The sequence below is a fragment of the Streptococcus suis genome (genome assembly GCF_002964575.1).
GTDB lineage: Bacteria > Bacillota > Bacilli > Lactobacillales > Streptococcaceae > Streptococcus > Streptococcus suis_R.
Genome location: NZ_POQQ01000048.1, coordinates 56,952 through 82,324, shown reverse-complemented (window position 1 = coordinate 82,324; position 25,373 = coordinate 56,952). Strand labels below are relative to the sequence as shown.

General features: G+C 43.8%; 25 protein-coding genes. 3 read left to right on the top strand and 22 right to left on the bottom strand.

The window, feature by feature from the left end:
- The first annotated feature begins 118 nt into the window (after positions 1-118).
- A complete protein-coding gene (locus tag C1E58_RS06705; protein WP_105124708.1) occupies positions 119-982 on the top strand; it encodes a helix-turn-helix domain-containing protein in 864 nt (287 codons plus the stop codon).
- Positions 983-1,162: 180 nt separating this feature from the next.
- On the opposite strand, the gene C1E58_RS06700 is transcribed toward C1E58_RS06705, so the two are convergent.
- A complete protein-coding gene (locus tag C1E58_RS06700) occupies positions 1,163-3,613 on the bottom strand; it encodes a heavy metal translocating P-type ATPase (protein WP_105209811.1) in 2,451 nt (816 codons plus the stop codon).
- A 91-nt stretch (positions 3,614-3,704) separates the two neighbouring features.
- Entirely contained in the window at positions 3,705-4,562 is an 858-nt protein-coding gene (gene tehB / locus C1E58_RS06695; protein ID WP_105209810.1) for an SAM-dependent methyltransferase TehB, read from the bottom strand.
- Positions 4,563-4,717: 155 nt separating this feature from the next.
- Here tehB and C1E58_RS06690 point away from each other — a divergent pair, with 155 nt between their 5' ends.
- A complete protein-coding gene (locus tag C1E58_RS06690) occupies positions 4,718-5,761 on the top strand; it encodes a zinc-binding dehydrogenase (protein WP_105209809.1) in 1,044 nt (347 codons plus the stop codon).
- 264 nt (positions 5,762-6,025) lie between these two features.
- On the opposite strand, the gene C1E58_RS06685 is transcribed toward C1E58_RS06690, so the two are convergent.
- The 12 genes from C1E58_RS06685 to ybeY form a co-directional block, all read right to left on the bottom strand.
- The gene (locus tag C1E58_RS06685) at positions 6,026-7,681 is read right to left on the bottom strand and encodes a 6-pyruvoyl-tetrahydropterin synthase-related protein (RefSeq protein WP_105209808.1); all 1,656 of its coding nucleotides are present in this window, start codon (positions 7,679-7,681) and stop codon (positions 6,026-6,028) included.
- A gap of 427 nt (positions 7,682-8,108) precedes the next feature.
- A complete protein-coding gene (smpB, locus tag C1E58_RS06680; RefSeq protein ID WP_002935771.1) occupies positions 8,109-8,576 on the bottom strand; it encodes an SsrA-binding protein SmpB in 468 nt (155 codons plus the stop codon).
- Between the two features lie 2 nt (positions 8,577-8,578).
- Positions 8,579-10,948, bottom strand: a complete 2,370-nt coding sequence (gene rnr, locus C1E58_RS06675; RefSeq protein ID WP_105209807.1) for a ribonuclease R — start codon at positions 10,946-10,948, stop codon at positions 8,579-8,581.
- 206 nt (positions 10,949-11,154) lie between these two features.
- A complete protein-coding gene (secG, locus tag C1E58_RS06670; protein ID WP_029943597.1) occupies positions 11,155-11,388 on the bottom strand; it encodes a preprotein translocase subunit SecG in 234 nt (77 codons plus the stop codon).
- Positions 11,389-11,433: 45 nt separating this feature from the next.
- Positions 11,434-11,583 (bottom strand): 50S ribosomal protein L33, encoded by a 150-nt coding sequence (gene rpmG, locus C1E58_RS06665; RefSeq protein ID WP_012775228.1) that lies wholly within the window; start codon positions 11,581-11,583, stop codon positions 11,434-11,436.
- Positions 11,580-12,788, bottom strand: coding sequence for a multidrug efflux MFS transporter (locus tag C1E58_RS06660; protein ID WP_105209806.1), 1,209 nt, complete (start codon positions 12,786-12,788; stop codon positions 11,580-11,582). The genes rpmG and C1E58_RS06660 overlap by 4 nt, the downstream gene beginning before the upstream one ends.
- Before the next feature lies 1 nt (position 12,789).
- Positions 12,790-13,377 carry a dephospho-CoA kinase gene (gene coaE / locus C1E58_RS06655; protein ID WP_105209805.1) on the bottom strand — a complete coding sequence of 196 codons (588 nt, stop codon included), beginning with the start codon at positions 13,375-13,377 and terminating at the stop codon, positions 12,790-12,792.
- The gene (mutM, locus tag C1E58_RS06650; protein ID WP_105209804.1) at positions 13,370-14,197 is read right to left on the bottom strand and encodes a DNA-formamidopyrimidine glycosylase; all 828 of its coding nucleotides are present in this window, start codon (positions 14,195-14,197) and stop codon (positions 13,370-13,372) included. The genes coaE and mutM overlap by 8 nt, the downstream gene beginning before the upstream one ends.
- 406 nt (positions 14,198-14,603) lie before the next feature.
- The gene (locus C1E58_RS06645) at positions 14,604-15,041 is read right to left on the bottom strand and encodes a GNAT family N-acetyltransferase (RefSeq protein ID WP_105105288.1); all 438 of its coding nucleotides are present in this window, start codon (positions 15,039-15,041) and stop codon (positions 14,604-14,606) included.
- A 305-nt stretch (positions 15,042-15,346) separates the two neighbouring features.
- A complete protein-coding gene (era, locus tag C1E58_RS06640; RefSeq protein WP_014637640.1) occupies positions 15,347-16,246 on the bottom strand; it encodes a GTPase Era in 900 nt (299 codons plus the stop codon).
- 16 nt (positions 16,247-16,262) lie between these two features.
- Positions 16,263-16,664 (bottom strand): diacylglycerol kinase family protein, encoded by a 402-nt coding sequence (locus C1E58_RS06635; protein ID WP_105209803.1) that lies wholly within the window; start codon positions 16,662-16,664, stop codon positions 16,263-16,265.
- On the bottom strand, positions 16,645-17,142 hold the full coding sequence (ybeY, locus tag C1E58_RS06630; protein WP_105209802.1) for an rRNA maturation RNase YbeY: 498 nt from the start codon (positions 17,140-17,142) through the stop codon (positions 16,645-16,647). The genes C1E58_RS06635 and ybeY overlap by 20 nt, the downstream gene beginning before the upstream one ends.
- 99 nt (positions 17,143-17,241) lie before the next feature.
- Between ybeY and C1E58_RS06625 the strand changes: the two genes are divergently transcribed.
- Positions 17,242-18,054, top strand: coding sequence for a MurR/RpiR family transcriptional regulator (locus tag C1E58_RS06625; protein ID WP_105118735.1), 813 nt, complete (start codon positions 17,242-17,244; stop codon positions 18,052-18,054).
- Between the two features lie 39 nt (positions 18,055-18,093).
- Here the strand turns inward: C1E58_RS06625 and C1E58_RS06620 are convergent, their stop codons facing one another.
- The 8 genes from C1E58_RS06620 to C1E58_RS06585 form a co-directional block, all read right to left on the bottom strand.
- Positions 18,094-19,062: an alpha/beta fold hydrolase gene (locus C1E58_RS06620; protein WP_105209816.1), complete on the bottom strand. Its 969-nt coding sequence runs from the start codon at positions 19,060-19,062 to the stop codon at positions 18,094-18,096.
- Positions 19,063-19,154: 92 nt separating this feature from the next.
- Positions 19,155-20,045, bottom strand: a complete 891-nt coding sequence (locus C1E58_RS06615) for an ROK family protein (protein WP_105209801.1) — start codon at positions 20,043-20,045, stop codon at positions 19,155-19,157.
- Positions 20,046-20,054: 9 nt separating this feature from the next.
- Positions 20,055-20,975, bottom strand: a complete 921-nt coding sequence (locus C1E58_RS06610) for a dihydrodipicolinate synthase family protein (RefSeq protein ID WP_099777131.1) — start codon at positions 20,973-20,975, stop codon at positions 20,055-20,057.
- 1 nt (position 20,976) lies between these two features.
- Entirely contained in the window at positions 20,977-21,630 is a 654-nt protein-coding gene (locus C1E58_RS06605) for a YesL family protein (protein WP_105209800.1), read from the bottom strand.
- Between the two features lie 32 nt (positions 21,631-21,662).
- Complete coding sequence (locus tag C1E58_RS06600; protein WP_105209799.1) at positions 21,663-22,118, bottom strand: YhcH/YjgK/YiaL family protein; 456 nt, start codon at positions 22,116-22,118, stop codon at positions 21,663-21,665.
- 29 nt (positions 22,119-22,147) lie between these two features.
- On the bottom strand, positions 22,148-22,978 hold the full coding sequence (locus C1E58_RS06595; protein ID WP_105117225.1) for a carbohydrate ABC transporter permease: 831 nt from the start codon (positions 22,976-22,978) through the stop codon (positions 22,148-22,150).
- A 13-nt stretch (positions 22,979-22,991) separates the two neighbouring features.
- A complete protein-coding gene (locus C1E58_RS06590; RefSeq protein ID WP_024380549.1) occupies positions 22,992-23,879 on the bottom strand; it encodes a carbohydrate ABC transporter permease in 888 nt (295 codons plus the stop codon).
- 155 nt (positions 23,880-24,034) lie between these two features.
- Positions 24,035-25,348 carry an ABC transporter substrate-binding protein gene (locus C1E58_RS06585; protein WP_105118732.1) on the bottom strand — a complete coding sequence of 438 codons (1,314 nt, stop codon included), beginning with the start codon at positions 25,346-25,348 and terminating at the stop codon, positions 24,035-24,037.
- Positions 25,349-25,373: the final 25 nt, after the last annotated feature.

Below are 25,373 nucleotides of genomic sequence, written 5' to 3'. Positions count from 1 at the left end.
TTTTTTTAACTTTTTTTTTTTTTTATCACAATATGTAATTTTTTATTCTTGTAACTTGCCATTTTGAACTAAAAGAAATATAATTAAGTTGAATAAATAGAAAGGACTGTTATCTTTTATGAATATACTCTCCGAGAAATTCAGATTAAAAAGAAAAGAACTAGGACTATCCCAGCAAACTCTTGCTGAAGGAATTTGTGAACAAAGTCAGATTAGTAAAATTGAAAGGGGGCATTTCATCCCTTCCGCAGACCTTTTGTTCAAACTCTCTCAACGACTTGAAGTCCCACTAGATTACTTTTTCAATGAACAAATTGAAGTTAAATCTAACCTGTCCAACTTCAAGCACCTATCTTCTCGTCTACTAGACGATAGAAATTATGACGATTTAGAATATCTTTATAAAATAGAGGTTGACCGAAGTACTTTTCTAACACTAGAAGATCGAACTTACCTTGAATGGATTAAAGCTATTATTGACTTCTATCAATATAACCTTCAGTTTGAGGCTATCTCCTACTTGGAAAATATATTATCAAAAGTATCCTCAACTACTTTAATTTACTTAAAGGTATTGAATACACTATCTAATTTCTACTCCCTTGTTGGCCGTGAACAAGAATATGAAGCAAACTACTCTCATTTAATGGAGTTGTATCAGACAAAAAATCTAGATCATCAAGAGTTTTTATTTGGTTACATCAGAGTCCGCCACAACTACGCTCACTATTTAGTATCAAAGAAAAAATATAACGAAGCCATCCAAGAAGCTCTTGAAACAATTGAACTCTGTAAAGAAAAACAAACAAGCTACCAACTGGCTCCCCTTCTTATTCTCGTCGGAAATGCTGGGGCACAATTTCTAGACAAGGAACAGGTTAAAAATTATTACATAGAAGCGAAAGAACTATGCAAGATTTATAACAATCCTTTGATGTTAATGAAGATAGAAAATTATTTGAAGGAATTGGATAATACTTGATTTGTACTCAAAAATTAAAACTGTCAGACCAAAGAAAAAGTCCATAGAATTAGGTTTCTAAGGACTTTTATTTTTAGTATTATAATATTAAGGAAATATTCTATGAGGATTGTCCCATGTTACACAAATAACTAACAGACTATCCATTTTTTTGTCAGATATTTCTCTTAAATCTTTTTTCTACATTTTCACCCTTTTCAATCGCAGAGCGTTCAAGACGACGGACACTGAGCTGAGGGCCATGGCTGCACCTGCAAACATAGGATTGAGCAGAGGTCCACCAAATACATGTAAGAGACCCATGGCGATTGGAATGCCAATCACATTATAAGCAAAGGCCCAGAAGAGATTTTGTTTGATGGTTCGCATGGTTGCCTGGCTGAGTTTGACAGCCTTGACCACATCTAAAATATCACTATGCATGAGAACAATATCGGCAGACTCAATGGCAATATCAGTCCCAGAACCAATGGCCAGACCCACATGGGCTTGAGCAAGGGCTGGGGCATCGTTGATGCCATCCCCCACCATAGCGACTGTCTTGCCCTGTTCTTGTAATAGCTTGACTTGGTTGGCCTTGTCATCTGGCAGGACCTGACTGACCACCTGCTCAATGCCGACTTCCTTGGCAATGGCTTGGGCAGTTTTTTCATTGTCCCCTGTCAGCATGACCACTTCTAATCCCATGGTTTGCAGAGCCTGGACAGCCTGACGGCTGGTCTCTTTTACTTTATCAGCAATGGCAATGACTGCTAGTAATTCTTGCTGGGTTGCTAGGAAAACAGGCGTCTTGGCTTGATGGGCAAATGCCTCCGCAACTGCACGCCCTTGGGAAACATCAATTCCCTGTTCCCGCATCAACCGTTCATTGCCCAGATAGATGGTCTGCTCTGCTATTGTCACCGAAAGACCACGACCTGAAAGAGCCTGAAAATCGGTGGCGGGCAAGAGAGCAATCTTTTCTGTCTGAGCAGCTTGCAGGAGAGCCTGAGCCAAGGGATGCTCGGAAAATTGCTCACTACTTGCTGCCAGCTGGAGGACCTGCTCACGATTTTTAGTAGACAAGAGATGAATGTCTGTCACCTGGGGTTTGCCCTCAGTGATGGTCCCAGTCTTGTCGAAAACAATGGTGTTCACACCTTGCAGGGTTTCAATAGCTTGACCAGACTTGAACAAAAGACCGTTTTCTGCCCCTTTTCCAGTCCCAACCATGATAGCCGTCGGAGTTGCTAGACCTAAAGCACAAGGGCAGGCGATGACCAAGACGGCGATGATAATACTTAGTGAAAAAATCCAGGATTCTTGCCCCAAGAAGTACCAGGCCAGCCCAGACAGGAATGCCAAGCCCATGACAACTGGCACAAAGACGGCAGATACTTGATCAGCCAGTTTGGCAATGGGTGCCTTAGACCCTTGAGCCTCTTCCACCAAACGAATGATCTGTGCCAGAGTCGTATCACGACCAACCTTGGTAGCCTGCATGGTAATGGCACCTTGCTGGTTAAGGGTACCGCCAAAAACATTGTCGCCTAGTGCCTTCTTCACTGGTAGGCTCTCACCCGTCAGCATGGATTCATCGACACGTGTCTGGCCTTCTAGAACTTGACCGTCAACAGGAATCTGTTGACCTGGGCGAACAATGACCTGGTCACCGACTACCACATCTTCAATCGGTACTTGCATTTCCTGCCCATTTCGTAGGACCTGAGCCGTCTTGGGAGCAAGATCCATCAATTTCTTAATGGCCTCAGAAGTTTGACCTTTGGACCTTGCTTCAAAATATTTTCCCAGGGTAATCAAGGTCAAGATAACGGCGGCTGATTCAAAATACAGTTCTGGATGGTGACCGTGCATGGCTACCTCTTTACTCATCAGAAGAAAAGCAATCATCAAAAGCCCCTGAACCAAGGCTGCCCCAGTCCCAACAGCGATTAGGGAATCCATATTGGGATGGCCTTGCAAGAGGGTTTTAAAGCCCTTTTGGAAAAAACTGCGTCCCAAATAAAGGACAGGGATGAGCAGGAGGACTTGACTGACCGCATAGACTAGCGGTTGATGGAGCAAGGCTGGTAATGGGAACCCACCCCAGGGCAACATAGGCCCCATAGCAATATAGAGCAAGGGAAGGGTAAATGCTGCTGACCAGACAAATCGTCTCCAAAGACTGTCTTCCTTACTTGGTCCCTTGTCCACCATCTCTTCTACATCTTCAGGTCTGATCAGTTGATAGCCTGCCTGCTCAACTGCTTTTTCAAGACTAGCTGGATTTTGCATATCACGGCTATAACGGATAGTCGCCTTTTCTGTTGCCAGATTGACAGAGACTTCTTCTACACCCTCTAGTTTGCCCAGAGCTTTTTCAACCGTCATGGCACAAGAAGCACAGGTCATGCCTGAAATATCATAAGACTCTGTCACCAAGTTATCGACTAACTGATAACCCGCCTTTTCAACTGCCTGACGAATATCCTCTAGTCCCAACAGCTTTTCATCGTAGTTAACACTCAATTTTTCAGTTGCTAGGTTGACACTAGCTTCTTCTACTCCTGCTAATTTACCAACAGCCTTTTCAACTGTCATGGCACAAGAGGCACAGGTCATGCCTGTAACGGGATAGGTAGCTTGTTTCATATCCTTCTCCTTTGACTACATTTGTAATCACATTATACACAAAACGACTACATTTGTAAACAAAATTGTTTCAAAAAAGAGAGGTTGCCCTCTACTTCTTCCTAGCCAACATGGTAGCAAATCGCATTTTGAGGAAATTGCCATGTTCATCACGCTTATGGAGCTGACCAAAATCTTCATTGTACTTGACCAGTTCCCAGTCACGGTAGTATTCCTTCAACTCACCTGCTCCAAAAGTAAAGGAGAAATTCATAGGACAGGGTGCATCCTCCGTATCCATGGCCGCCACGATCAAGTTATAGCCACCTGGCCGCGTCTTCTCCTGCATATTGCGGATAATGGCTGGCACCCGATCCCGCTCCAAGAACATAAAGACTACGGTTGAGATAATCCAGTCATAGTCCTGCTCCAGACTGGCTGAATTGATATCATAGGTCCCAGCTTGCAGATCCAAATCCTCTGCTTCCTTGACCTGCAAGAGTGTCTGAATACTCGGCACGTGCTTGTCAACCGCCGTTACCTCAAAACCCTGCTGGGCCAAATAAAGACTGTTCCTGCCATGTCCACAACCCAAATCCAAAACCTTACAGGGCTCGATGATTTTCAAGGCCTCCAAGACTTCTGAATGTGTCCGTGTATAGTCATATTTTTTAGCAAAATAATCCTCTGGCTGACAGAAAAATTCCAAGAAAAACTCTGTATCCTCTGTCAACAAGGTCACCCGATGCCAAGCCTGTGGCTCCACAAAAGGAATATCGTCTGTCGGACCATAGATGTATTCTCCCAAAATCTCATTATCATCTGAAATGGGCTCAAATTTGAGTTGACCCTTCAAGACCTTGATTTTGGCCCAAGTCCCCACCTTGGTATTATGCTTGGTCAAAAAATGCTGGGGAACCGTCTCCTGATTCCAAATGGGCATGCGTTTGTAAGGAACTAAAACTGTCATTATTTCTCCTTTTGGTCAATAGTAATTCTAGTCTATCATAAAGAAAATTGGAATTCAAACCCATTTTTTACTTGACTTGGAGTTGACTCTAAGGTGTATAATAGTTCTTATCAATCAGAAAGGACATTTACTTGTACAGTAAATGTGGGATAAATATGAAAGCAGCTATTTATGAAAAAGCCGGTAAGATGACCGTTGCAGAAATCGAAAAACCAAGCCTTCAAGCTAAGGATGATGTCATTATCAAGGTCGTGCGGGCCTGTGTCTGTGGGTCAGACCTTTGGGGCTACGGTGAGGATATTCACCATGACCACGGTGACACAAACTCTGGTCATGAAGCCATCGGTATCGTTGAAGAGGTAGGCGAAGACATTACAACACTTGTTCCTGGTGACTTTGTGATTGTTCCATTTACACATGGTTGCGGACACTGTGATGCCTGCCGTGCTGGCTTTGACGGTACTTGTGACAACCACCCAGGCTACACCAACTGGGGCAACAACTACCAATCACAGTACATCCGTTTCCACTATGGAAACTGGGCTTTGGTCAAAGTTCCTGGTCAGCCAAGTGACTACTCGGAAGGCATGATTAAATCCCTTTTGACATTAGCTGATGTTATGCCAACAGGTTACCACGCAGCCCGCGTAGCCGATGTCAAACCAGGCGACAAGGTTGTTGTCATCGGTGATGGTGCAGTGGGTCAATGTGCCGTCATTGCTGCAAAAATGCGCGGAGCTTCTCAGATTATCATGATGAGCCGCCATGCTGACCGTCAGCAAATGGCTTTGGAATCAGGTGCAACTGCTGTTGTGGCAGAACGTGGCGAGGAAGGCATTGCCAAAGTTCGTGAAATCCTAGGTGGTGGAGCGGATGCTGCCCTCGAATGTGTTGGAACAGAAGCCTCTATTGACCAAGCCCTCGGTGTCCTTCACAATGGCGGTCGCATCGGTTTTGTTGGCGTACCACACTATAGCAACCATGCCCTTGGATCCACCTTCTCCACCAACATTATCATCGGAGGCGGTGCGGCTTCTGTCACAACCTATGTCAAAGACATTCTGCTCGATGCCGTCCTCAAAGGACAGATCAATCCAGGTCGTGTATTCACCCAAACTTACAGCCTGGACAATATCGACCAAGCCTACAAAGACATGGCCAACCGTAAAACGATTAAAGCCATGGTGACGGTAGATTAGAAGGAATGATAAACCCCAGACAGTTTCGAAAACGTCTGGGGTATTTTTGAAAATAGAGTACTCTACAATTTGCACCAAATGCTACAAAAAAATCTAGACAAGGTTAATGTACTGACCCCAAAAAGTTAGACCAAAAATATTATTGAAAGGATTTAGTCCTGTTCAGTACAGACCTAAATCCTCTCAATAAAACTCAATTGCTACTTTTCAAGTGTTAACCAACCCCTACAAACTTAAGATACTCACTTGCTAAATTTACTTGTCTTACATAGTCTTTACTCTCTTACGATATCTTCTCCTTCTGTTAAAGCTATCGTCCTTCTTAGAAGATTTTAGAATATGGAGTATCAGTATGAGAGTTGCGAATAGGCTAACTATAGCTGAACTAATCGCTGAAAAAGTATAGCGATATTTAACAAGAATATCCAAATTCCCTGCAGGAATTCTAACTTGTGTTAGTCCCTTTTCTGAAACGGTCGCCTCTATCTCTTGACCATTAACAAGTACTACTTGTCCCTTGTATCTGAACAATGGAAGTTGCAGTATCGCTCCTTCTTGATGATTTAGCAACCAGATATGTACCTGATCCTGAGTTATTTCTTCTCCAACCTGAACTTGTTCACCATTCAAAAAATATCTATGTTCCCGAACAATATCCTGACTTTCTTGACTTACATGAATATTGGTATAATCATAATAGAATGCACTTCCATTAACGACTGGCAACTCCGAATCTGATTGCATTTCCCAAACAGGATAATGGCTAGGAAGATTATTCCTAAAATAATTCCAGCCATGTATATGAAATACAAACGTCAGTGGCAATAGAAAACAGAGACTTATCTTTGCCCACTTGGTCCCACTGATGTATAGAGCAAAAGAGAAAGTCAAAAATAAAGTGACAAAAGTATTGAAGCGCCAAGCAAATTGAAAGTTTTTTAAAGGGGTTTTATTAAAGAATTCCCAAGGAAAAAGATTGGTCGTCATGAAAAAGCATACCAGCCCTGTTATAAATAAATATTTTTGCCATCTAGATAATCCCCGGTAACAGACAGCCAAATAAATCAACAGTAAAAAAACAATTATTCCTGGTGTAAAGATTTCTAGACGATTTAAAAGAATCCCTCCAAGCAAGGTTGTAATTTGTTCCCCTTGAGGAAGCCAGGCGTAAGTTGTGTATATTTCTTGAAATAGTAACTGCTCAATAAATGGAATGATAAACGCTGAAGAGAGTAAAAAACTGACACCTACCGCATATAAGAGCGCACCAAAGCGTTCCCTAATATCTTCCAACCTTGCCTGACACACATATATCACGAAGAATATTGTTAGAAAAATTAGAGTGGCAAAGGTTATCAAAAGATGGGTATAGCTAAGTAGGGAAACTGAAATAGCTAGAATATACCACTTTTTCTTATCACCATAGAATAGTTCGTAAAAACCATATATTACAAGAGGCAAAATTGACATTGCTATCAATTCTCCAATCCCCATTCTAACAAGTATGTTTATAGTACGATATGTAGAAAATGTATATAAAAATGCAAAAATAAACCCAGTCATCTCATTCTTCAAACGTTTCCCTACAAAATAACAACTATAGAGGGTTAGAAGTGTTAAGACAAATAAATAGATTTTAAATGTATTCAAAAAACCAATAATTCCCTGAAACAATAGCAAAATTGACATAGGAAAAAAGGTCAAGCCTGGATAAAACTGAGCAATAGGTATACCGCCTATAAAGGATTTAAAATTAACCGGACTAGACCAAATATTGGTCATACTCTGTGCACGCGCTGCATGAAAAAATAGGTCATGACCTGTCATCAAGCCTCTCGTTCCAAAAAAACTATAGAAATATATCGCAGTCAATAGTAAAAATAGCAACAATACCGCAATATTTTTCAATAAACTCTTCATCAATCTCTACTCCTCACTATTTTACCTCTCTAATAACTAAGAACCTGCATTCACATGTGAAGTGCTTGTATGTAAGAGATAGTTTTTTGCTAATCAAGGCAGTTTTTTAGGGAAATACTGACTGTATTTTGAAAAAAAGCTAACGATGAGTAGCTGAAAACTAGCCTTAGATGGAAGTGCTGAACTGTGAATACAGGTTCTAACATATTTTCCAATAAAAACCCCGAAACTCAGGCTAGACAATCAAAATATAAATAGAACTCTGTATCTATGCGATATCAAGACAAGAAATTTAAAAGCTCAACTGGAGCCTTTCAACCATCAAATTGATTCAACTTCATCATTCTAAGAATATTTTTTAAAAAGCCCTAGCTCTCTTTGAGAACTAGAGCCCTTATACTTAACCACATTGGGATTTCTCCCAGTCTTAGCGACTATTGATCGCCTTCATGGTCCGTTTAATATCACGGTCTTGCTCACGGCGTTTGATGGACTCCCGCTTGTCGTAGTCGTGCTTCCCTTTAGCAAGCCCTATCAGGACCTTGGCAAAGCCGTCCTTGATATAGACCTTGAGGGGCACCAGGGTCATCCCTGTTCCCTTGACCTCATTACCCAAGGACTCGATTTGCTTCTTCCGCAAGAGAAGTTTGCGTGTCCGCGTTGGCTCCTGGTTCCAGATATTGCCCTCATCGTAGGGAGCGATATGGACATTGACCAGCCAAGCCTCGCCCTGCTTGATCTGGGCAAAGCCGTCCTTGAGGTTGATCCGCCCCGCACGAATAGACTTAATCTCCGTCCCCGTCAGGACCATCCCCGCCTCCACTGTATCGACAATGGTATAGTCGTGGCGGGCTTTTTTATTCTGTGCAATCACATTGCCCTCACCCTTGGCCATGCCTATCTCCTTTTCTTCTTGTTCTTTTTAGCCATTTCTTTGTAAAATGGTTTCTTTTTCTTGTCTTTTTTGCCACTTTTTGACTTGTGGTCTTTCCCAGACTTGTGACGTCCGCTGTCGCGACCAGCAACTTCTTGTTTGTGGTGCTTGCCCCGTCCTCGCCCTGACCGATCATCACGGTCACGGTTGGAGTGACTGGCCGTTCTCCGCTTGGCTTTCAGAGCTTTTTCCACAATATCCAGCTCGGACGGCACGTGGGCAAAATCAATCTCCCCTGTCATCTTGTCCGCCCGTGTTAGCTTAATTCGGATTGGCTGACCGACACGGAAGACACGACCGGATTTTTCCCCCTGCAAGGTCAGAGTCCGTTCGTGGAACTGGTAGTATTCGTTGAGATTGGTGATGTGAATCAGACCTTCAACCGTGTTTGGTAACTCAACAAAGAGACCAAACTTAACCACGCTAGACACAACACCATCAAACTCTTGCCCGACAAATTCTTGCATGAACTCTGCCTTCTTCATGGCTTCGACTTCCCGCTCTGCCTCAATAGCACGGCGTTCTAAACTGGACGAAGACTTGGCAAGCTCAGGAATAACCTGCTCAAAATGCTCTGCTTTTTCCGCAGGATTGTGACCATATTCCCGCACCATGCGGTGAACCAGCAAGTCGGGATAGCGGCGGATAGGACTGGTGAAGTGGGTGTAGAACTCCGCACCCAGTCCGTAGTGGCCGTGGTTGTGCTCCGAATAGCGTGCCTGCTGCATGGAGCGAAGCAACATCATGTTGAGGACATCCGCATAGGGTTCATCCTTGACCCTCTCCATGAGGTCCTGAAGGGCGTCCTGACTGATAGAGCTGGCCGTACCATAGACCGTCAGACCAAAGCTAGTCGCATAGTCGATGAACTTCTGCAGCTTGTCCGACTTGGGCTCCTCGTGGATCCGATAGATGAAAGGCAAGTCCAGCTTGGCAAAATGCTCAGCAACGCACTCATTGGCAGCCAGCATGAAGGACTCAATCATCCGCTCGGCAATGCCCCGCTGACGCAGCTGGATATCGACGGGCAGACCGTCCTTGTTGACGATGATTTTGGCTTCAGTCGTGTCAAAGTTGAGAGCCCCACGCTTGTAGCGCATGGTTTCCAGGGTTTCATGGAGCTTAACCATAAGGTCCACACTCGGTACGATTGCCTTGTATGTAGCAAGCTTTTCCTGATTTCCTGCAATCATGTCATTGACATCGGAATAGGTCATACGGAAGGTGGTTTTGATAACCGTTTGGCCAATCCAGTGCTTGACAACCTTTCCCTTGCGGTCTATTTCCATAATAGCCGACTGGGTCAGGCGATCCACGTTTGGATTAAGGGAACAAATGCCGTTTGACAAGCGTTCTGGTAGCATTGGCACCACACGGTCCGTCACATAGACAGAGGTCCCACGCTTGACAGCTTCCTGGTCCAAGGCAGAGCCTTCGGTCACATAGTAGCTGACATCGGCGATATGGACACCCAGTTCCAGATTACCGTTCTTGAGTTGCTTGATATGGACCGCATCGTCCAAGTCCTTAGCATCCGCACCGTCAATGGTGAAGATGATTTCATCCCGCAGGTCCAAGCGTCCTTCAAAGTCCTGTTCTGAAGGACTTTCTGGCACTCGATTGGCCTCCGCCAAGACTTCATCTGGAAATTCCGACACGATGTCCATGGACTCCAAAACTTCCAAGACATCGATCCCCACATCGTCCTTGTGGCCCACCACGTCCCGAATGGTCGCAATAAAGTGGTCCCGTTTCTTGTTTGGATAGGCTTCAATGTCAACTTTGAGAATTTCCGTTCCGGTCAATACCAGAGGTGACTTCTTGATGTAAATCTTCTGAGCGATTTTCTGGTTTTTAGACTTGATGTAGCCTGCATACTCTGGCTTATCTTCGTCAAAAACAATCAAGCCCACCGCTGTTTTCAGGCTATGTTCCAAAATATCAATGACTTCCGCTTCCGCAGCCGTTCCCTTGAGCCTGTCCGCCACTTTCTTAATGGCCACTTCCACTCGGTCGCCCTCGATAGCGAAGTTGACATCATCACGGCTGACAAAGAGGTCATCTTCCTCTTCATCAATGGTCACAAAACCAAAGCCTGACTTGTGGGCACGGAAAATACCCTGCAAGGTCACCTTGTTTTTGGATACTTTGGGTGCTGGCAGAGCAATCCGGCCAGCATTGTCAAAGACAAGCTGACGGCTACCTTCCATGCTGGAAACCAGCTTGACCAAGTCTGTAAAACTCTTAGCAAAGCTAGCTCCAAACTGATCAGCCAGCTGGTCCATGGTCACAGGACCAACTTCTTTAATATAGTTAATAATATCGTTTTTCATTTTAATGTTTACCAAGTGCTGGGCTCAAGCCTAGCACAATTTCTCTTAATGTTGCTTAGTTTTTCTTTTATTGGTTAGACAAGAGAAGAAACTGCATGTCTGCATTTCCATATTTCCAACTTTCAACCCTTCCTAGCATCTTACCCTTGAACAGTTCGGTCTACTCCTAAAAAAATAGACCAAGAACAAGTCCCAGTCTGATTTATCTATTTACTTGAAATGATAACAAGTGCTAGCGCATCCAACATCCATAGGAAAATCAGAATAGCCGTAATACGTTGCATCACAGCCTCAAAACCACGCGCCTTAGTACGCTCAAACAAGGCTCCGCTCGTTGAATCAAAGACGTTGCTAGACTGGTTCTTGGCTGGTTGGATAAAAATCACCGCAATCAAAATAACAGATAAAATCAAAAGAATGGTTAATAATAGTTGATACATATGATTTCACTTTCTACAATAACTTAGCATATTATACCACAATACCTATTTGGTTTCAAGGTGAAGGGTTACTTTTCTCTCTTTTGGACAGTATTTCAAAACCTCGATCTTATCTGGATGGGTCTTGGCATTCTTACTAGTCAGATAGTTTTTACTCCCGCATTCTGAACACTGCAAATTGATTTTAACTCTCACGAAACATCCCTTACTTTCAAGTAATTTCTAAAATTGGTCAAGGACCAAAGTAAATTGAACAAGACCAGACCACTAGATAAGTAAAATACCCAGTCATAGCCCAGTTGAGCAGCCACCGCTGACCCCATCATTGGCCCCACAACAGAACCTAGATTGTTAAAAATCTGGTTATAAGAAAAAATCCTGGAAATCCCTTCCTTGGGCGTCAGCTTGGTCAAGAGCGAATTGACTGACGGCAAGAGGGCTCCTGTTCCAAAGCCATATAGGAAACGTAAAAGTCCAAGCTGAAATGGATTTTGGGCAAAGACACAGAGAACGTTGATCAGCAGGCTATAGGTCAAAGCCATCAAGAGAAGCCTGTGGTTACCAATCTTATCACCCAACTTTCCTAAATATCCTGAAGTCACTAAAGAGGCCATTCCAGGTAGGGAGATGATAAAGCCAGCCACAAAGAGCAGGTTGTCCATCTGACCCAAATGCCGAACATAGAGGGTCAAAATCGGCACCACCGCCTGAGCAGCCGCGATGATAATCATAGAAGTTACAAAAAGCCCTACCAACATCTGCCTATCTTTGACCTGCTCAAAAACTTGTCGGATAGACAAGGCATCCTCCTTCTTAACAGGAACAAAATCCTCCCGAATGTAAAAAACGGTTAGCACGACAACCAAGGCATAAAGCAAACCAACCAGCAAGAAGACATTGTGGACACCAAACATCTCCGCTAGAATACCGCCCAGCGTTGGTCCAATCAAGTTTCCAGCAACCGCACCCGTTGACAGGGTTCCCAGTGCATAACCTGTTTTGTCCTTTGGCACCTGGCTAGCAATCAAGGCTGTCGCATTGGGAATATAGCCAGTAAAAATACCATTCAAGACCCGCAGGACAATCAGCCAAAAAACATTGGGCACAAAGGCCATACCTCCCATGGTAAAAATCATGGCAAAGGCCGCCCGTACCATCATGGGCTTGCGACCGTAACGATCTGCCAGACTACCCCAGATAGGAGCCATTACTGCCGCCGCAAAGGCATTGGCCGAAACCGCCAGCCCCGCATAGTATTCTACCTGACCAGCAGCCACTCCCAACTCCTCCACGAAGACCGAGATAAAGGGCATGACCAAGGTAAAACTAGCTCCAGCTAAAAAATTCCCTAGCCAGGCCACTTTCATATTTCGCTGCCAGTAACTACTACCTTCTTCCATCCTATAACTCCTCCAAAAGCCGAGCAACCTGCATCAAGGTCGACTCCACTGCTCCCCTATTATCAATCACCACTTGGGCTTTGCCCCGTTTTTCCTCTAAAGAAAGCTGAGCTGCCAGACGATTTTCCGCATCTTGAGCTGAATAACCGTTGCGCTTCATCAGCCGTTCCAACTGCTGCGCTCTATCGACATAGACCAGCCAGACTTCATCCACCTCTCCGCTATAATCCGCCTCGTAGAGCAGGGGGATATCCATGAAAACCACTGGAACGGTCTGCTTGAGGGCATCCCTTCTGGTCAACAGCTCCTGCCTGATAATCTGGTCCTGCAGTTCAGACAGACGAGCCCGCAGTTTGCTATCCGCAAAAACAGCCTGACCTAGCTTAGCCCTATCTAGACTGCCATCAGCTGACAAGATAGCTTCCCCAAACTCAGCAAGTAAGACCTGATAGAGTTTTCCCCCCTTGGCCTGCAATTCATGCACGACCGCATCCGCATCGATGACTGGATAACCTTGTTCTCTCAGAAAAGCTGTAACGGTTGATTTTCCAGAGGCAATGCCACCTGTTAGACCGATAACTTTAGCCATTTTTCACCTGACACTTGGGACAGAAATGTGTTCCCCGTCCGCCCAACTGGATTTTGACAATCTCTGTCTGGCAACGGGGACAGGCCTGCCCTGTCTTTCCGTAAACTTGTAAATAATCCTGCATGGTTCCATCCATGCCCAAGGCATTTTTATAGGTTCGAATGGTTGAACCACCTTTTTCAATTCCCAGTTGCAGGACTTCAATGGTGGCTTGACGGAGGTCCGCCACCTGCTCTGCCGATAGCTGATTACTTGCTTGAGCAGGATGAACTTGGGCCTTGAATAAGACCTCATCGACATAAATATTTCCCAAACCAGCCACTAAAGACTGGTCCAAAAGATGCGACTTAATGGGCTTTCTCGACTTAGCTAACTTGAGTGCAAATTCTTCTAGGACAAAATCTTCCTCCGTCGGCTCAGGACCAATTTTGCGACTGATAAAATAGACTTCCACAGCTGCCTTGCCCAGCAGTTCCATGGTCCCAAACTTACGGACATCCTGATAAACCAAGGTCGAGCCATCTGAAAAAGTAAAAAAGGCATGAAAATGCTTGTTGGCAGGCACCTGATCAGGAAAGAAATTGTATTTACCTTCCATCCGCAAGTGGGAAATGAGGACATGATCCGTCAGGTAAATCAAGAGATACTTGCCGCGACGTCTCACATCTAAAATCTCCTGACCAATCAAGTCCTGACAGAAGGCATCCACACCAGTCTTAATCATAGGAGCGTAGGTCACCTCTACCTTCTTGATGACCTTTCCCTTGACCAACCGATTCAAACCACGACGAACCGTCTCAACCTCAGGTAATTCGGGCATACTAAGATACTAAGCCGTTAAGCGACGCAAAGAAAAATAGAAACCTGACCGACGGTGCGTCGACACCTAGGTCACGGTTGTCTTTTTTCAAAGGGTCGTAGGCGTGTTCAATTCCATCACCTAATCGGCTTTCCTTTCTAAATAATGATAACAAGACAAAAGGAGAGCGACGCTGTGTGACTTGCACACAAGAAGCTCTATCTATTTTCCGAGCTTTTAGCTCGGCTTCAAGTACGCAAACACTCGTCCTTTCTAATAAAATTACAAAATAAAAGAAAAATAGGAACCTGACCGATGGTGCTTCGGAACCTAGGTCACAGTTGTGATTTTCAAAGAGGCCTAGGCGAATTCAAGACAACGCCTAATCGGCTTTCCTTTCTTAACTAAATTTTTGATAAACATACTTTTATTCACTATTCAAATCTCGAACATAGTGAACGTTTCGGCTAACTTCTCGGAAGCCATGTTTGATATGAAAATTCTGGCTCAGTAGATTATCCAGTTCCGCATCAGATCCTAGTTGGCATATCCCTTGACTTTTAGCCCAATGCTCAGCAAAATTCAACAGTTCTTTCGCAATCCCTTGACTACGGTAATTCGGGCTAATAAAAATCCCTTCTAAATAGGCAACTGGACTCGCCTGGCATCCTTCTACATAGTCGTGGCGAAGCGACAAACTAATCCACGCTATCGGCTCCTCACTTTGAGAGTAATACAAAAATTCAAAAGGAAACTCATTATTTGAAAATTCTTCTATCAAAACTTGCTCTTTTGTCTGCCAAACCTGACTTGCAAAAGAAGCCCAGATAGAAAGAGTCTGTTCATTAACTGCTCTAATCGTCATAATATCTCACCGTAACTACGGAAAACACCACAAAAGTGGTGCTTCACGCTTGAAATTAATTCATTCTATTCTGTTGAAGAAAGTCCCCGAACTTCCTCGCTCTCCAATTTCTAGGCTCGGTTTTTCAAATGGTCACTTTCTCATTTCTAGGTGACCAGCTGAAACAGTCTATTCCCAGACTGTTTCACTCCCCCGGACTACCTCGCTTTTCAATTTCTTGGCTCGGGTTAAAAACGTCCACTGGACACTGTACCGCCTCTTTCTTGTTTTTAGGTCGGCGGGCTATTAGAGCCTATCCCCAGGCTCTAATACTCTTTCTCATTATAGCCAAAATCGGCGAGGTCGAGTTTTTTGTCGCGCCAGTTTTTCTTGACCTTGACCCAGGTTTCGAGAAAGACTTTGTCGCCCAACATCAATTCAATATCACGACGGGCCATGGAACCGATTTTCTTGAGCATGGCTCCTTGCTTGCCGATGATGATACCTTTCTGGCTATCCCGCTCCACCATAATCGTCGCTCGGATATGGACCTTGTCGGTAAATTCATCACGTTTCATGGACTCGATGACAACGGCCACAGAGTGCGGAATTTCTTCACGGGTCAGGTGTAGAACCTTCTCCCGAATCATCTCAGACACCAAGAAGCGTTCTGGGTGGTCAGTGATTTGGTCCGCAGGGAAATACTGGAAGCCTTCATCCAAGTTTTCCTTGAGAATTTCCATAAGGCGGTTGACATTGTTCCCTTGGGTAGCAGAAATGGGTACAATTTCCTTGAAGTCCATCTGATGACGGAAGTCATCAATCTGCTCAAGCAACTGGTCTGGATGAACCTTGTCAATCTTGTTAACAACGAGAATAACTGGAACCTTGGCCTGTTTGAGCCGCTCCATAATCATGTCATCACCCTTGCCTCGTTTTTCATCGGCTGGCACCATAAAGAGCACCGTATCCACTTCACGAAGAGTGCTGTAAGCAGACTCCACCATAAAGTCACCCAAAGCTGTCTTGGGCTTGTGAATTCCTGGTGTGTCAATGAAGACAATCTGCTCTTCTTCTGTTGTATAAATCCCCATAATCTTATTACGGGTGGTTTGAGCCTTATCGCTCATGATGGCAATTTTTTGCCCCATTACATAGTTGAGAAAGGTTGATTTCCCAACGTTTGGACGACCTAAAATCGCCACAAAACCTGACTTAAATGTCATGTATTCTCCTTAACTTCTAAAAAATAAAGTCCCAAATTTTCGGCACAAAGATAATCAGTCCTGTCAACAGGGCAAAACCTGAAACGAACAAGACTGCCCCTGCTGCCATATCTTTTGCATTCTTGGCTAATAGATGGAAATGATAGTCTGACGCCAAATCCACTACACTCTCGATAGCTGAGTTCATAATTTCAAAAGCAATAACCAGGCTGATACTGAGCAAGAGGAAGAGCCATTCCGTCACAGATACTTGGAAAATCAGTCCTGCGAGTACAACAAGAATAGCAGAAGCAAGGTGCTTCTTCATATTGCGTTCTTCCTTGAAAGCCGTCAAAAGCCCCGACATAGCAAAGTCCAAGCTGGCCATCAATTCCCTATTTTTCCACCGATTTTTTGAATTATTCTCTTGTAAGTCCATAAGCTGTCAAAATTTCTTCTTGTAAACCAAACATTTCTGCCTCATCTTCTGGTCTATAATGATCATAGCCATTGATATGCAGAAAACCGTGTACAGCTAAAAAGCCCATTTCGCGCTCGTAGCTGTGTCCGTAATCTTCAGCTTGCTCACGCGCCTTTTCGATAGAAATATACAACTCACCAATATAGGCATCAAAATCTTCCATCATTTCAGCCAATTCAGGATTGTCCTGCAAGTCTTCCTCATCGAAGAAAATCTCGTTTTCTGGCTTATACTCTAGGCTAACGACATCTGTAGGACGGTCAATCCCACGGTACTCCAAGTTCACTTCATGGACACGCTTATTGTCCACAAAGGTCACAGCCATTTCCTTATTCTGCTTGCCAATTTTTTCGGCAGCAAACTGGAGCAAATCCGTAATCTGCTCCTGCATCTGAGCAGAAACCTGCCCCGTTTCATCAATCATTTCAATATACATAACACTACGTTCCCTTTACAGTTCCATTATAACACAAAACCTATCAATGAGGAGTTTTTAGTGGTATAATATCCTCAGAAGCTATCAAAGGAATGGAAAATGTTACAAACACCGAAACATATTACAGCAATTATCGAAGCTCATTTGGACCAAATGACAAGGCTTGAAAAGCAAATAGCCAGCTACTTTACCCAATTGGACCCTGCCAGTGCTGATCTCAGCCTTGAAAACACCACCCAAACCCTGCATATTTCCCCATCTGCTCTGACCAGGTTTGCTAAAAAATGTGGATTTTCTGGCTACAGGGAATTTGTTTTCGCCTTTCAAAATAACCAGCAGTATTTGGATAAGCATTTTGAGAAATTGCAGCGCAGCCTGACGAAAAAAGTCTTGATCGACTACGAAGAAATCTTGACTGCCACCAACAATTTAGTGGATGAAGAAAAATTGGAAGAAATTGCCAAGCTCATTGACAGTAGCAAACGTGTCTACTTCTATGGTATAGGCAGTTCTGGCTTAGTGGCCATGGAAATCAAATCCCGTTTTATGCGACTGGGTGTCGTTTGTGATGCCATTACAGATAAAAACAACCTCATTTGGACAACCAATATCCTAGATCAGACCTGCTTGGTCATTGGACTCTCCTTGTCCGGTCAGACAGAAGAAGTCATCGAACACTTACACTTGGCTGCTCAGAAAGGGAGCACAACTGCCCTTCTGACCACAAAGACACCTTCTCAATCCCCCTTTGACCAAGTCATTCCAGTCGCCTCTGTCCGCCATCTCAACTATGGCAACCGCATTTCCCCTCAAATTCCCCTCCTCATCATGCTTGATGTTATCTACGCCTATTTTTTATCCATCGACAAGGACAGAAAAGAAAGTATTTTCAAACAAACCATCAAGGAATAAGCAGAAAAGGCACTACTGTATTTCAAGTATTGCCTTTAATTAGTTAGCCAAAAAACGTGTCCCGATTAAATAATCATAGACATAGTCATTAACCTTTACATGCATGGCATCGTGAGCATATTCTGGTAAGATTTTCATTTCTTTTTCAACTTCCAGTCGATTGTAGATAGCAAATTGGGTTGATGGAGGACAAACTCCATCTTCTAAGCCCGTCACCATAGCTACCGGGCATGAAATCAAGTGAGCCAGATTTTTTACATCAATATAGGATAGGGTTCGAAGAACCTCCTCTTCCCTTTCATGAAACGGATCTGAAAATTTGAAATAACGAAACAATTCGTCGTAGGCTTCACTGTTGTTGCCAAGTTCCAAGACCCGTTTAAAGTCAGATAGGAAAGGATAGATGGCTACCGTTTTACTGATGTGGGGACTGAGAGCAGCAGCCACCAAGGCCAAGGCCCCTCCCTGTGAGGCACCGTAAGACACCAGGCGCTTCTGGTCAACAAAGTCCAAGCTGGCAATAATCTCAATCAGCTGATAGACATCCAGATAGACATCCTTATAAAACAAGTGGTCTGGTCCTTGAAGCATCCCTCGAATAACCTGCCCCTTAACAGTGAGACCATCAAATTGCCCCAAATCCTGAGAACGCCCCGCCTGACCACGGACATCCATAACTACTACCCCATAACCAGCTGCTAAAAATTTCAAGTTCTCAGACCAGTCAGGTCCTTGACCTTGGTAACCATGGAAATAAAAGAGGACTGGAACAGCTTGCTCACTCTTTGGAAAGAGGCACTTGGCAAAAACCTTGGAGCCATTTGTACCCGTAAAGGTCAGTTCGTAGCAAGCTACATGAGGCAAGCCACATTCTTTTTCAAGTAATACATGGTCTGCTAGACCAGTCAACTGATTTTTTTCATTCTGCCAGAAAGCATCAAAATCTGCAGGGACTTCCTGCCGACCACGATAGGTCAGCATATCCTGCAAGGTCATATTATCAATCATCATTCAACCTCTCTACAACTAGAAAAAAGACGGAAAGCTTCCAAATCTAAAGGAGAAGAGAAAGGGAAGGAAGCTCTCCATCTTATCGTATATTATAGTAGCCCCTGCTTCTGTTGGAAGTGATAGAAGGCTCCCAGCATACCAGCAGCATTCTCATGCTCAGCAAAGGCCAGCTTGGTCTTGTCTGCTAGACTTGAAACCAGGTTTGCCTTAAGAGCTGCTTGGATTTTCTCATAAAGATAATCTTTTTGCGCCATAATACCACCGCCAAGAATGACCACTTCTGGATTGGCTACATAGCAGATATTGGCAATACCTTGACCAAGATAGTTGACCATTCGGTCAATGGCAGCAATACAGTGAGCATCTCCTGCCTTGGCTTCCTGGAAAATCTTATAGCCGTTCCAGTCTGCTGGATCCTGATCATGTAAGCGAGCCACCTCTTGGACAAGAGCCGTCGTTGAAGCAAGGTCTTGGAAAGCACCATCTGAAAGGTGGAGATAGCCGACCTCACAGGCTGAATTACTAAAGCCATGGAAGATTTGACCATCCACTAGCAAGCAACCTCCAATGCCCGTGCCAATGGTCAAGCAAATGGAAATCTGACTGCCCTGACCAGCACCTGAAATACCTTCTGCTAGGCCCGCACAGTTTACATCATTTTCAATCTCACAAGGAAGTCCGAAACTTGTTTCAATTTCAGACTTAAACTGGGTACCAGCATAGTTTGGAATTTGTGGCCCTGAATAGAAAATCTCTCCCTTGTTAGGGTCAACCATCCCAGCTGATGAAATAGCTACACCTGAAAGGGGGGCTTGGGCATGGAAATCTGCCACAAGTTTTTTGACTGTCGCTAGGATATGGGGGCCGCCCTTGTGGGCTTCCGTGTCCATCTTGTAACTTTCAAGAATCTGACCTGCTTCATCCAGACGACCATATTTAATCTGAGTTCCGCCAATATCAATAGCAAGATAGGTTTTCATAGACACCTCCTAGGCACCAAATCTTTCCTTAGCATCACGAATGACCTGAGCTGCTTCTTGGGCAATGATCAAGTCTGCTTCCGTCAAGGCTGTCAGAGGTTCACGAACAGAACCAATATCCAAGCCATCATTGATACGGATGACTTCCTTGATGACAGCGTACATATGACCATGACCGGAAACCAGTTTACCAATAATAGTATTGATAGTCGCCTGCAATTGACGGGCTGTTTCCAAGTCCTTGTCCGCAATCAATTGGTTCAAACGCAGGAAGAGTTCTGGCATAGCACCATAGGTACCCCCAATTCCACCCTTAGCGCCCATGAGGCGACCACCGAGAAATTGCTCATCTGGACCATTGAAGACCACATAGTCTTCACCGCCTAGACTGACAAAGGTATCAATATCCTGAACTGGCATAGAGGAATTTTTCACCCCGACCACTCGTGGATTTTTCAACATTTCCTTATAAAGACTTGGTGTCAAGGACACACCTGCCAGTTGCGGAATATTGTAGATAATGAAATCGGTGTTTGGTGCAGCTGCACTAATACCGTTCCAGTAAGCAGCAATGCTGTACTCTGGCAAACGGAAGTAAATCGGTGGGATGGCTGCAATAGCATCAACACCCAATTCTTCCGAATGGCGCGCTAGCTCCACACTGTCCTTCAAATTATTGCAGGCAACATGGTTAATGATGGTCAATTTACCCTTGGCAACTTCCATGACCGCTTCAAGAATTTGCTTGCGGTCTGCCACACTTTGGTAAATGCATTCACCAGACGAACCGTTGACATAAAGCCCTTGAACACCCTTGTCAATGAAATACTGAACCAGGGCTTTTACACGTTCTGAACTAATCTCACCAGCCTCGTCATAACAGGCATAGAAGGCTGGGATAATTCCATGATATTTCGATAAATCTTTCATTCTAATTCCTTTTAACTGTTTTTATTCTTGACCCAAATTCTCTAATAAATAGAAAGGATAGGCCAGCGTAGGCAAAAAATAGCAGACAAACCAGACCGATTAAAAATGTCAGGTCTGAATAAAAGAGGATAGTAGCTACAAGTAGAAAGACCAGACCAACCATAGCAGTCAAGGACAACATATTCCCCAGGCATAAAATTCCTTTTAGGAATAAGTCTTTCAACTGCAAATCAAATCGACTGGCTAACGGGTAGATATAGACCCAAAGTAGCTGACTAAAGAGCAGGATGGCAATACAGCTTGCACGAAAACTGTCAAATACCAGACCAACCTGTCCCCAAATCAGATATAGATCCAAGAGGCAAAATGTCGTTAACCCAATTTCTACCAGTGACAAGACCAAGCCCTGTTTCCACTGGCGACCAAAATGACCCCAGTAGGTCGACCAGACCTTGACCTTCCCTTCTTCATTCATGTCCCATAAACTCGCTTGGAGAGCTAGTTTGGCAATTCCCAAGGTAAAAAGAGGAAGACTTGCCAAAACAGTTAAGCCATTTAAGAGCATGAGATCAAAGAGTTTTTCTACCAGTTGCCATGCTGGATGATTAACATCAAACAAGGACTGAACCAGTGTTCTACCACCCTTTCCTTTCATTTACATCTTCCCCTTTCTATTGTAGTTGAGAACTAATCGTCTAGTAAGACTTTAATGACAAACTTGCGGACAGTCTTTTGTCCACCTGCCCATTGGTTTGGCTGATGAACCTCACCAGGTAGGAAAATGGCAAAGTAATTCCCATCAAGTAGACTATCCACCCATTTTTCACTCGGAACAAAACCGATATCACTTGCTGGATCAAAACCAGTATCTTCTCCAACCAGACGACAACCGTAAGAAATTTGTTCCTGTCCACTGATAACAAAATGGATATCTGCGTAGGAACGATGGTATTCGAATTCCTCCTTGAACTCTTCTGAAAGAGTATTTTCCTGAAGGAAGTAATAGACAGCCTGACCAGCGATTTCATACCTGCCTAGGTCCTGCTCGCGAAAATCACCCTTTTCCAAAACAGCCAAGGCAAGATCCAAATTGGGATGTAGTCCCTTATATTGTGAACAATTGTCAATATGATCATAAATCATGTATCTTTCTCCACCAACTATCCGAATTCTTAGCCTTTAACCGCTCCCATGGTGATACCTTGAGTAAAGGATTTTTGGAAGACAAGGAAGACAGTAACGATTGGTACTGCAGCCATAGCCGCCCCCGCCATGATGACACCATAGTTGGTTGCCATTTCAGCCTGCATGGTTGCAACACCTAGCGAAATAGTCAAATTCTGACGAGAAGTCAACATAACCAACTGCATGAAGTAGTCATTCCAAGAGTTGATGAAGGTAAAGATAGCCAAGGCTGCAAAACCTGGTTTGACAATTGGAAAGGCAACATTCCAGAAGGTAGACACTTCTCCACAACCATCAATTTTAGCAGATTCCAACAATTCTGTCGGAATATTTTCTGAGAATTGCTTCATCAAGAAAACCCCGAATGGCCAGCCAACTAAGGGTAGAATAACTGCCGCTAGCGTATCATGAATTCCCATAAAGTTGATAATCCGTACCAGAGGCACAAGCACAACCTGCTTAGGAAGAGCCATGGCAGCGATGAAGATTGAGAACAAAATCCGCTGTCCGTAGAACCGTTTCTTAGCCAAGACATAACCAGCTAGAGAAGAGGTCATACAAACCAAAATCATGGTCGCCAAGGAGATAAAGACTGAGTTCCATAGCCACTGTAAGGCTGGGTTTTGAACCGTCAACTTGGTAAAGTTTTCTAGCGTTGGCTGGGTTGGCCACCACTGAGGGGGGATGACAATGGTATGCGGCTGTGACTTAAAGGCACCTGTCATAATCCAATAGAAAGGGAATATGAAAAGGATGGTCAACAAAAGCAAGATAATCGTTGAAATAACACCAAAGGGTGTAATGGTTTTCTTTTTCATAGTTTCCTCCTTTCTAGTATTCCACATCGTTACCCAAAATCTTGAATTGGGCAAAGGAAATCAGTGCAATCATGACTGCTAGGAAAACACCCATGGTGTTTGCATATCCATACTCAGACAGCTTGAAGGCTTTTTCGTACAAGTAGTACATGAGGGTGGATGTTGAATAGTTAGGTCCACCTGAGGTCAAGAGCTGAATAAGGGCAAAACACTGGAAGGAGTTAATGGTAGTAATAACTGCGATATAAAGAGTGGTTGGTAAGAGGCTTGGCCATTTGATTTGCCAGAAAACCTGATGCTCATTGGCACCGTCCACACGCGCTGCTTCTACCAAGGAATTATCAATATTTCCAAGAGCTGCAATGTAAAGAATAATCGGCTGACCAACTGAAGTTGTTAAGAGGATAATGATGATGGCTAACAAGGCCCACTGTTTATCCCCTAACCAACTGATATTTTGTTCAATAAGGCCGCCAGATTTCAAAACGAAGTTCAAGATACCTGACAGGGGATCGTAAATCCATTTCCAAACAACCGTTACAGCAACGGAACCCGTTACAACAGGCAGGAAGAAAACTGCACGGTAGAAAGAGCGAGCGATGACATTCTTTTCATAGGTCTGCGAAGCGACAAAGACTGAAAAGAAAACAACTACTGGCACTGAACCAACCACGATAATCAATGTGTTAATCAGAGATTTGATAAAGATCGGATCATTAAACATCCGTACATAATTATCCAGTCCAACAAAGGTGAAATCTGTCATGGTATAGTTAAAGAAACTGGTGACAAATCCCATGATCATTGGAGCGAGTACAAAAATGGTGAAGAAAATGAGAATAGGAGCCAAGAAGGTATAGGATACAATGGTTTCCCGCATTCTAATCTTATTTATCTGCACTTAGAACACCTCAATTCTATTCGTAATCATTCTTTATGAAAATCAAAATACCTACTGAAAAAATAATTCTTGATTTTCACAAAGCATGAAAGGAATGGCTCCTTTTCCATATCTATTGAATAGCTAACAGAGAAAAGGAGCCTCATTCAATTCATTTATTTAATGGTTGCGTTTGCTTGCTCAGTGAATTCTTTCAAAGCAGCCTCTGCTTCTTTTTCGCCATTTGATACAGCTTGAAGCATTGGGAACCAAAGAGTTCTCATTTCAGCAAATCCATCAATTGTGTTGTAGTATGGTGAGTAGTAACCAGTCCACTTGTCAATAGTAGCCATACGTTCGTCATCATAGAGAGCACCAAATGATGTACGAACTGGGAAGGCACCTGTACGAACAACGTTCTTAGGACCCCATTCTTTGTCATCTGCGATGAACTGGATGAATTTCTTAGACGCTGCTACACGAGCTTCGTCGCCATTGTTGAAGACTGCAAAGCCGTTTACAAGGTATTCAAGAGCTGCTTTACCATCTTCAGATGGGAATGGTACTTCAAGAACTTCTACTTTAGATGCTTCTAACAATTGTCCTTGGATACCATTTTGAGCAGGTCCCCAAAGGATAGTGTAAGAAGTTTGACCATTTGCAAAGTTTTGGATGTCATCGCCACCTGCGTATTGAGAGCCGTTCATCATGTAGCCGTCTTTAATCCAACCAGCTGCCTTATCCAAAGCCTTGATCATTTGTTCAGAATCAGTTGTATATTTGGTTACGCCTTCATCAGTGATGCTACCGCTGTAGAGGTTTGCCAAGAAGGCACGAGTACCTTGGTCACCACCTTGACCGTTAGAGAAGAGGGAACCAGGGTTGTAACCCTTGTCTTTCAAAGCCTTGATGACTTTTTCAAAGTCGTCAGTTGTCCAGCCATCTTTTACAAGGTCAAGAACACCAGCATCTTTCAACATCGCTTTGTTGAAGGCCATATAGAATGGAGCAGAGCTGAGTGGGTACATGTAGGCAGTATCACCAGCCTTAGATGCTTGAATGATGTTATCGTTGTTCACATCTTTGACAAATTCATCTGTGAAGAGATCATTCAATTCAGCCAATTTACCATTTTTTCCGTAGGTAATGATACGACCTGGTGCATCGAAGAGAACGTCTGGAGCAGTACCTGCTTCGATAGCAGTCGTGATTTTTTCTGGACCAGATGTAAAGTCAATGGTTTCCAGTTTGACAGTAATGTCTGGGTTAGCTTCCTCAAAAGCAGCAATAATTTTTTGCTCATAGGTACCAACACCGTCTTCTGTATTCTCTTGTGTGAATACTGGGAAGGCCCACCAAGTGATTTCTGTCTTACCAGAAGCACTTGATTCAGCTGTTTTTTCAGCAGTTGTATTACTGCTACCACCACTACATGCTGCGAGTGACAAAACTGCCACACCAGCTAACAATGAATGTATGATTTTCTTCATCATTCTTCTCCTTTATTTTTTTATC

What these genes read in the sequence shown, in the direction of transcription:
- C1E58_RS06615 (WP_105209801.1), bottom strand. Translation starts at nt 20,045, where the DNA reads ATGAAAACCTATCTTGCTATTGATATTGGCGGAACTCAGATTAAATAT.
- C1E58_RS06610 (WP_099777131.1), bottom strand. Translation starts at nt 20,975, where the DNA reads ATGAAAGATTTATCGAAATATCATGGAATTATCCCAGCCTTCTATGCC.
- secG (WP_029943597.1), bottom strand. Translation starts at nt 11,388, where the DNA reads ATGTATCAACTATTATTAACCATTCTTTTGATTTTATCTGTTATTTTG.
- C1E58_RS06625 (WP_105118735.1), top strand. Translation starts at nt 17,242, where the DNA reads ATGTTACAAACACCGAAACATATTACAGCAATTATCGAAGCTCATTTG.
- ybeY (WP_105209802.1), bottom strand. Translation starts at nt 17,142, where the DNA reads ATGTATATTGAAATGATTGATGAAACGGGGCAGGTTTCTGCTCAGATG.
- C1E58_RS06635 (WP_105209803.1), bottom strand. Translation starts at nt 16,664, where the DNA reads ATGGACTTACAAGAGAATAATTCAAAAAATCGGTGGAAAAATAGGGAA.
- C1E58_RS06660 (WP_105209806.1), bottom strand. Translation starts at nt 12,788, where the DNA reads ATGGAAGAAGGTAGTAGTTACTGGCAGCGAAATATGAAAGTGGCCTGG.
- C1E58_RS06690 (WP_105209809.1), top strand. Translation starts at nt 4,718, where the DNA reads ATGAAAGCAGCTATTTATGAAAAAGCCGGTAAGATGACCGTTGCAGAA.
- C1E58_RS06585 (WP_105118732.1), bottom strand. Translation starts at nt 25,348, where the DNA reads ATGAAGAAAATCATACATTCATTGTTAGCTGGTGTGGCAGTTTTGTCA.
- C1E58_RS06600 (WP_105209799.1), bottom strand. Translation starts at nt 22,118, where the DNA reads ATGATTTATGATCATATTGACAATTGTTCACAATATAAGGGACTACAT.
- C1E58_RS06605 (WP_105209800.1), bottom strand. Translation starts at nt 21,630, where the DNA reads ATGAAAGGAAAGGGTGGTAGAACACTGGTTCAGTCCTTGTTTGATGTT.
- era (WP_014637640.1), bottom strand. Translation starts at nt 16,246, where the DNA reads ATGACATTTAAGTCAGGTTTTGTGGCGATTTTAGGTCGTCCAAACGTT.
- tehB (WP_105209810.1), bottom strand. Translation starts at nt 4,562, where the DNA reads ATGACAGTTTTAGTTCCTTACAAACGCATGCCCATTTGGAATCAGGAG.
- C1E58_RS06595 (WP_105117225.1), bottom strand. Translation starts at nt 22,978, where the DNA reads ATGAAAAAGAAAACCATTACACCCTTTGGTGTTATTTCAACGATTATC.
- C1E58_RS06620 (WP_105209816.1), bottom strand. Translation starts at nt 19,062, where the DNA reads ATGATTGATAATATGACCTTGCAGGATATGCTGACCTATCGTGGTCGG.
- C1E58_RS06685 (WP_105209808.1), bottom strand. Translation starts at nt 7,681, where the DNA reads ATGAAGAGTTTATTGAAAAATATTGCGGTATTGTTGCTATTTTTACTA.
- C1E58_RS06700 (WP_105209811.1), bottom strand. Translation starts at nt 3,613, where the DNA reads ATGAAACAAGCTACCTATCCCGTTACAGGCATGACCTGTGCCTCTTGT.
- C1E58_RS06705 (WP_105124708.1), top strand. Translation starts at nt 119, where the DNA reads ATGAATATACTCTCCGAGAAATTCAGATTAAAAAGAAAAGAACTAGGA.
- rnr (WP_105209807.1), bottom strand. Translation starts at nt 10,948, where the DNA reads ATGAAAAACGATATTATTAACTATATTAAAGAAGTTGGTCCTGTGACC.
- C1E58_RS06645 (WP_105105288.1), bottom strand. Translation starts at nt 15,041, where the DNA reads ATGACGATTAGAGCAGTTAATGAACAGACTCTTTCTATCTGGGCTTCT.
- smpB (WP_002935771.1), bottom strand. Translation starts at nt 8,576, where the DNA reads ATGGCCAAGGGTGAGGGCAATGTGATTGCACAGAATAAAAAAGCCCGC.
- coaE (WP_105209805.1), bottom strand. Translation starts at nt 13,377, where the DNA reads ATGGCTAAAGTTATCGGTCTAACAGGTGGCATTGCCTCTGGAAAATCA.
- mutM (WP_105209804.1), bottom strand. Translation starts at nt 14,197, where the DNA reads ATGCCCGAATTACCTGAGGTTGAGACGGTTCGTCGTGGTTTGAATCGG.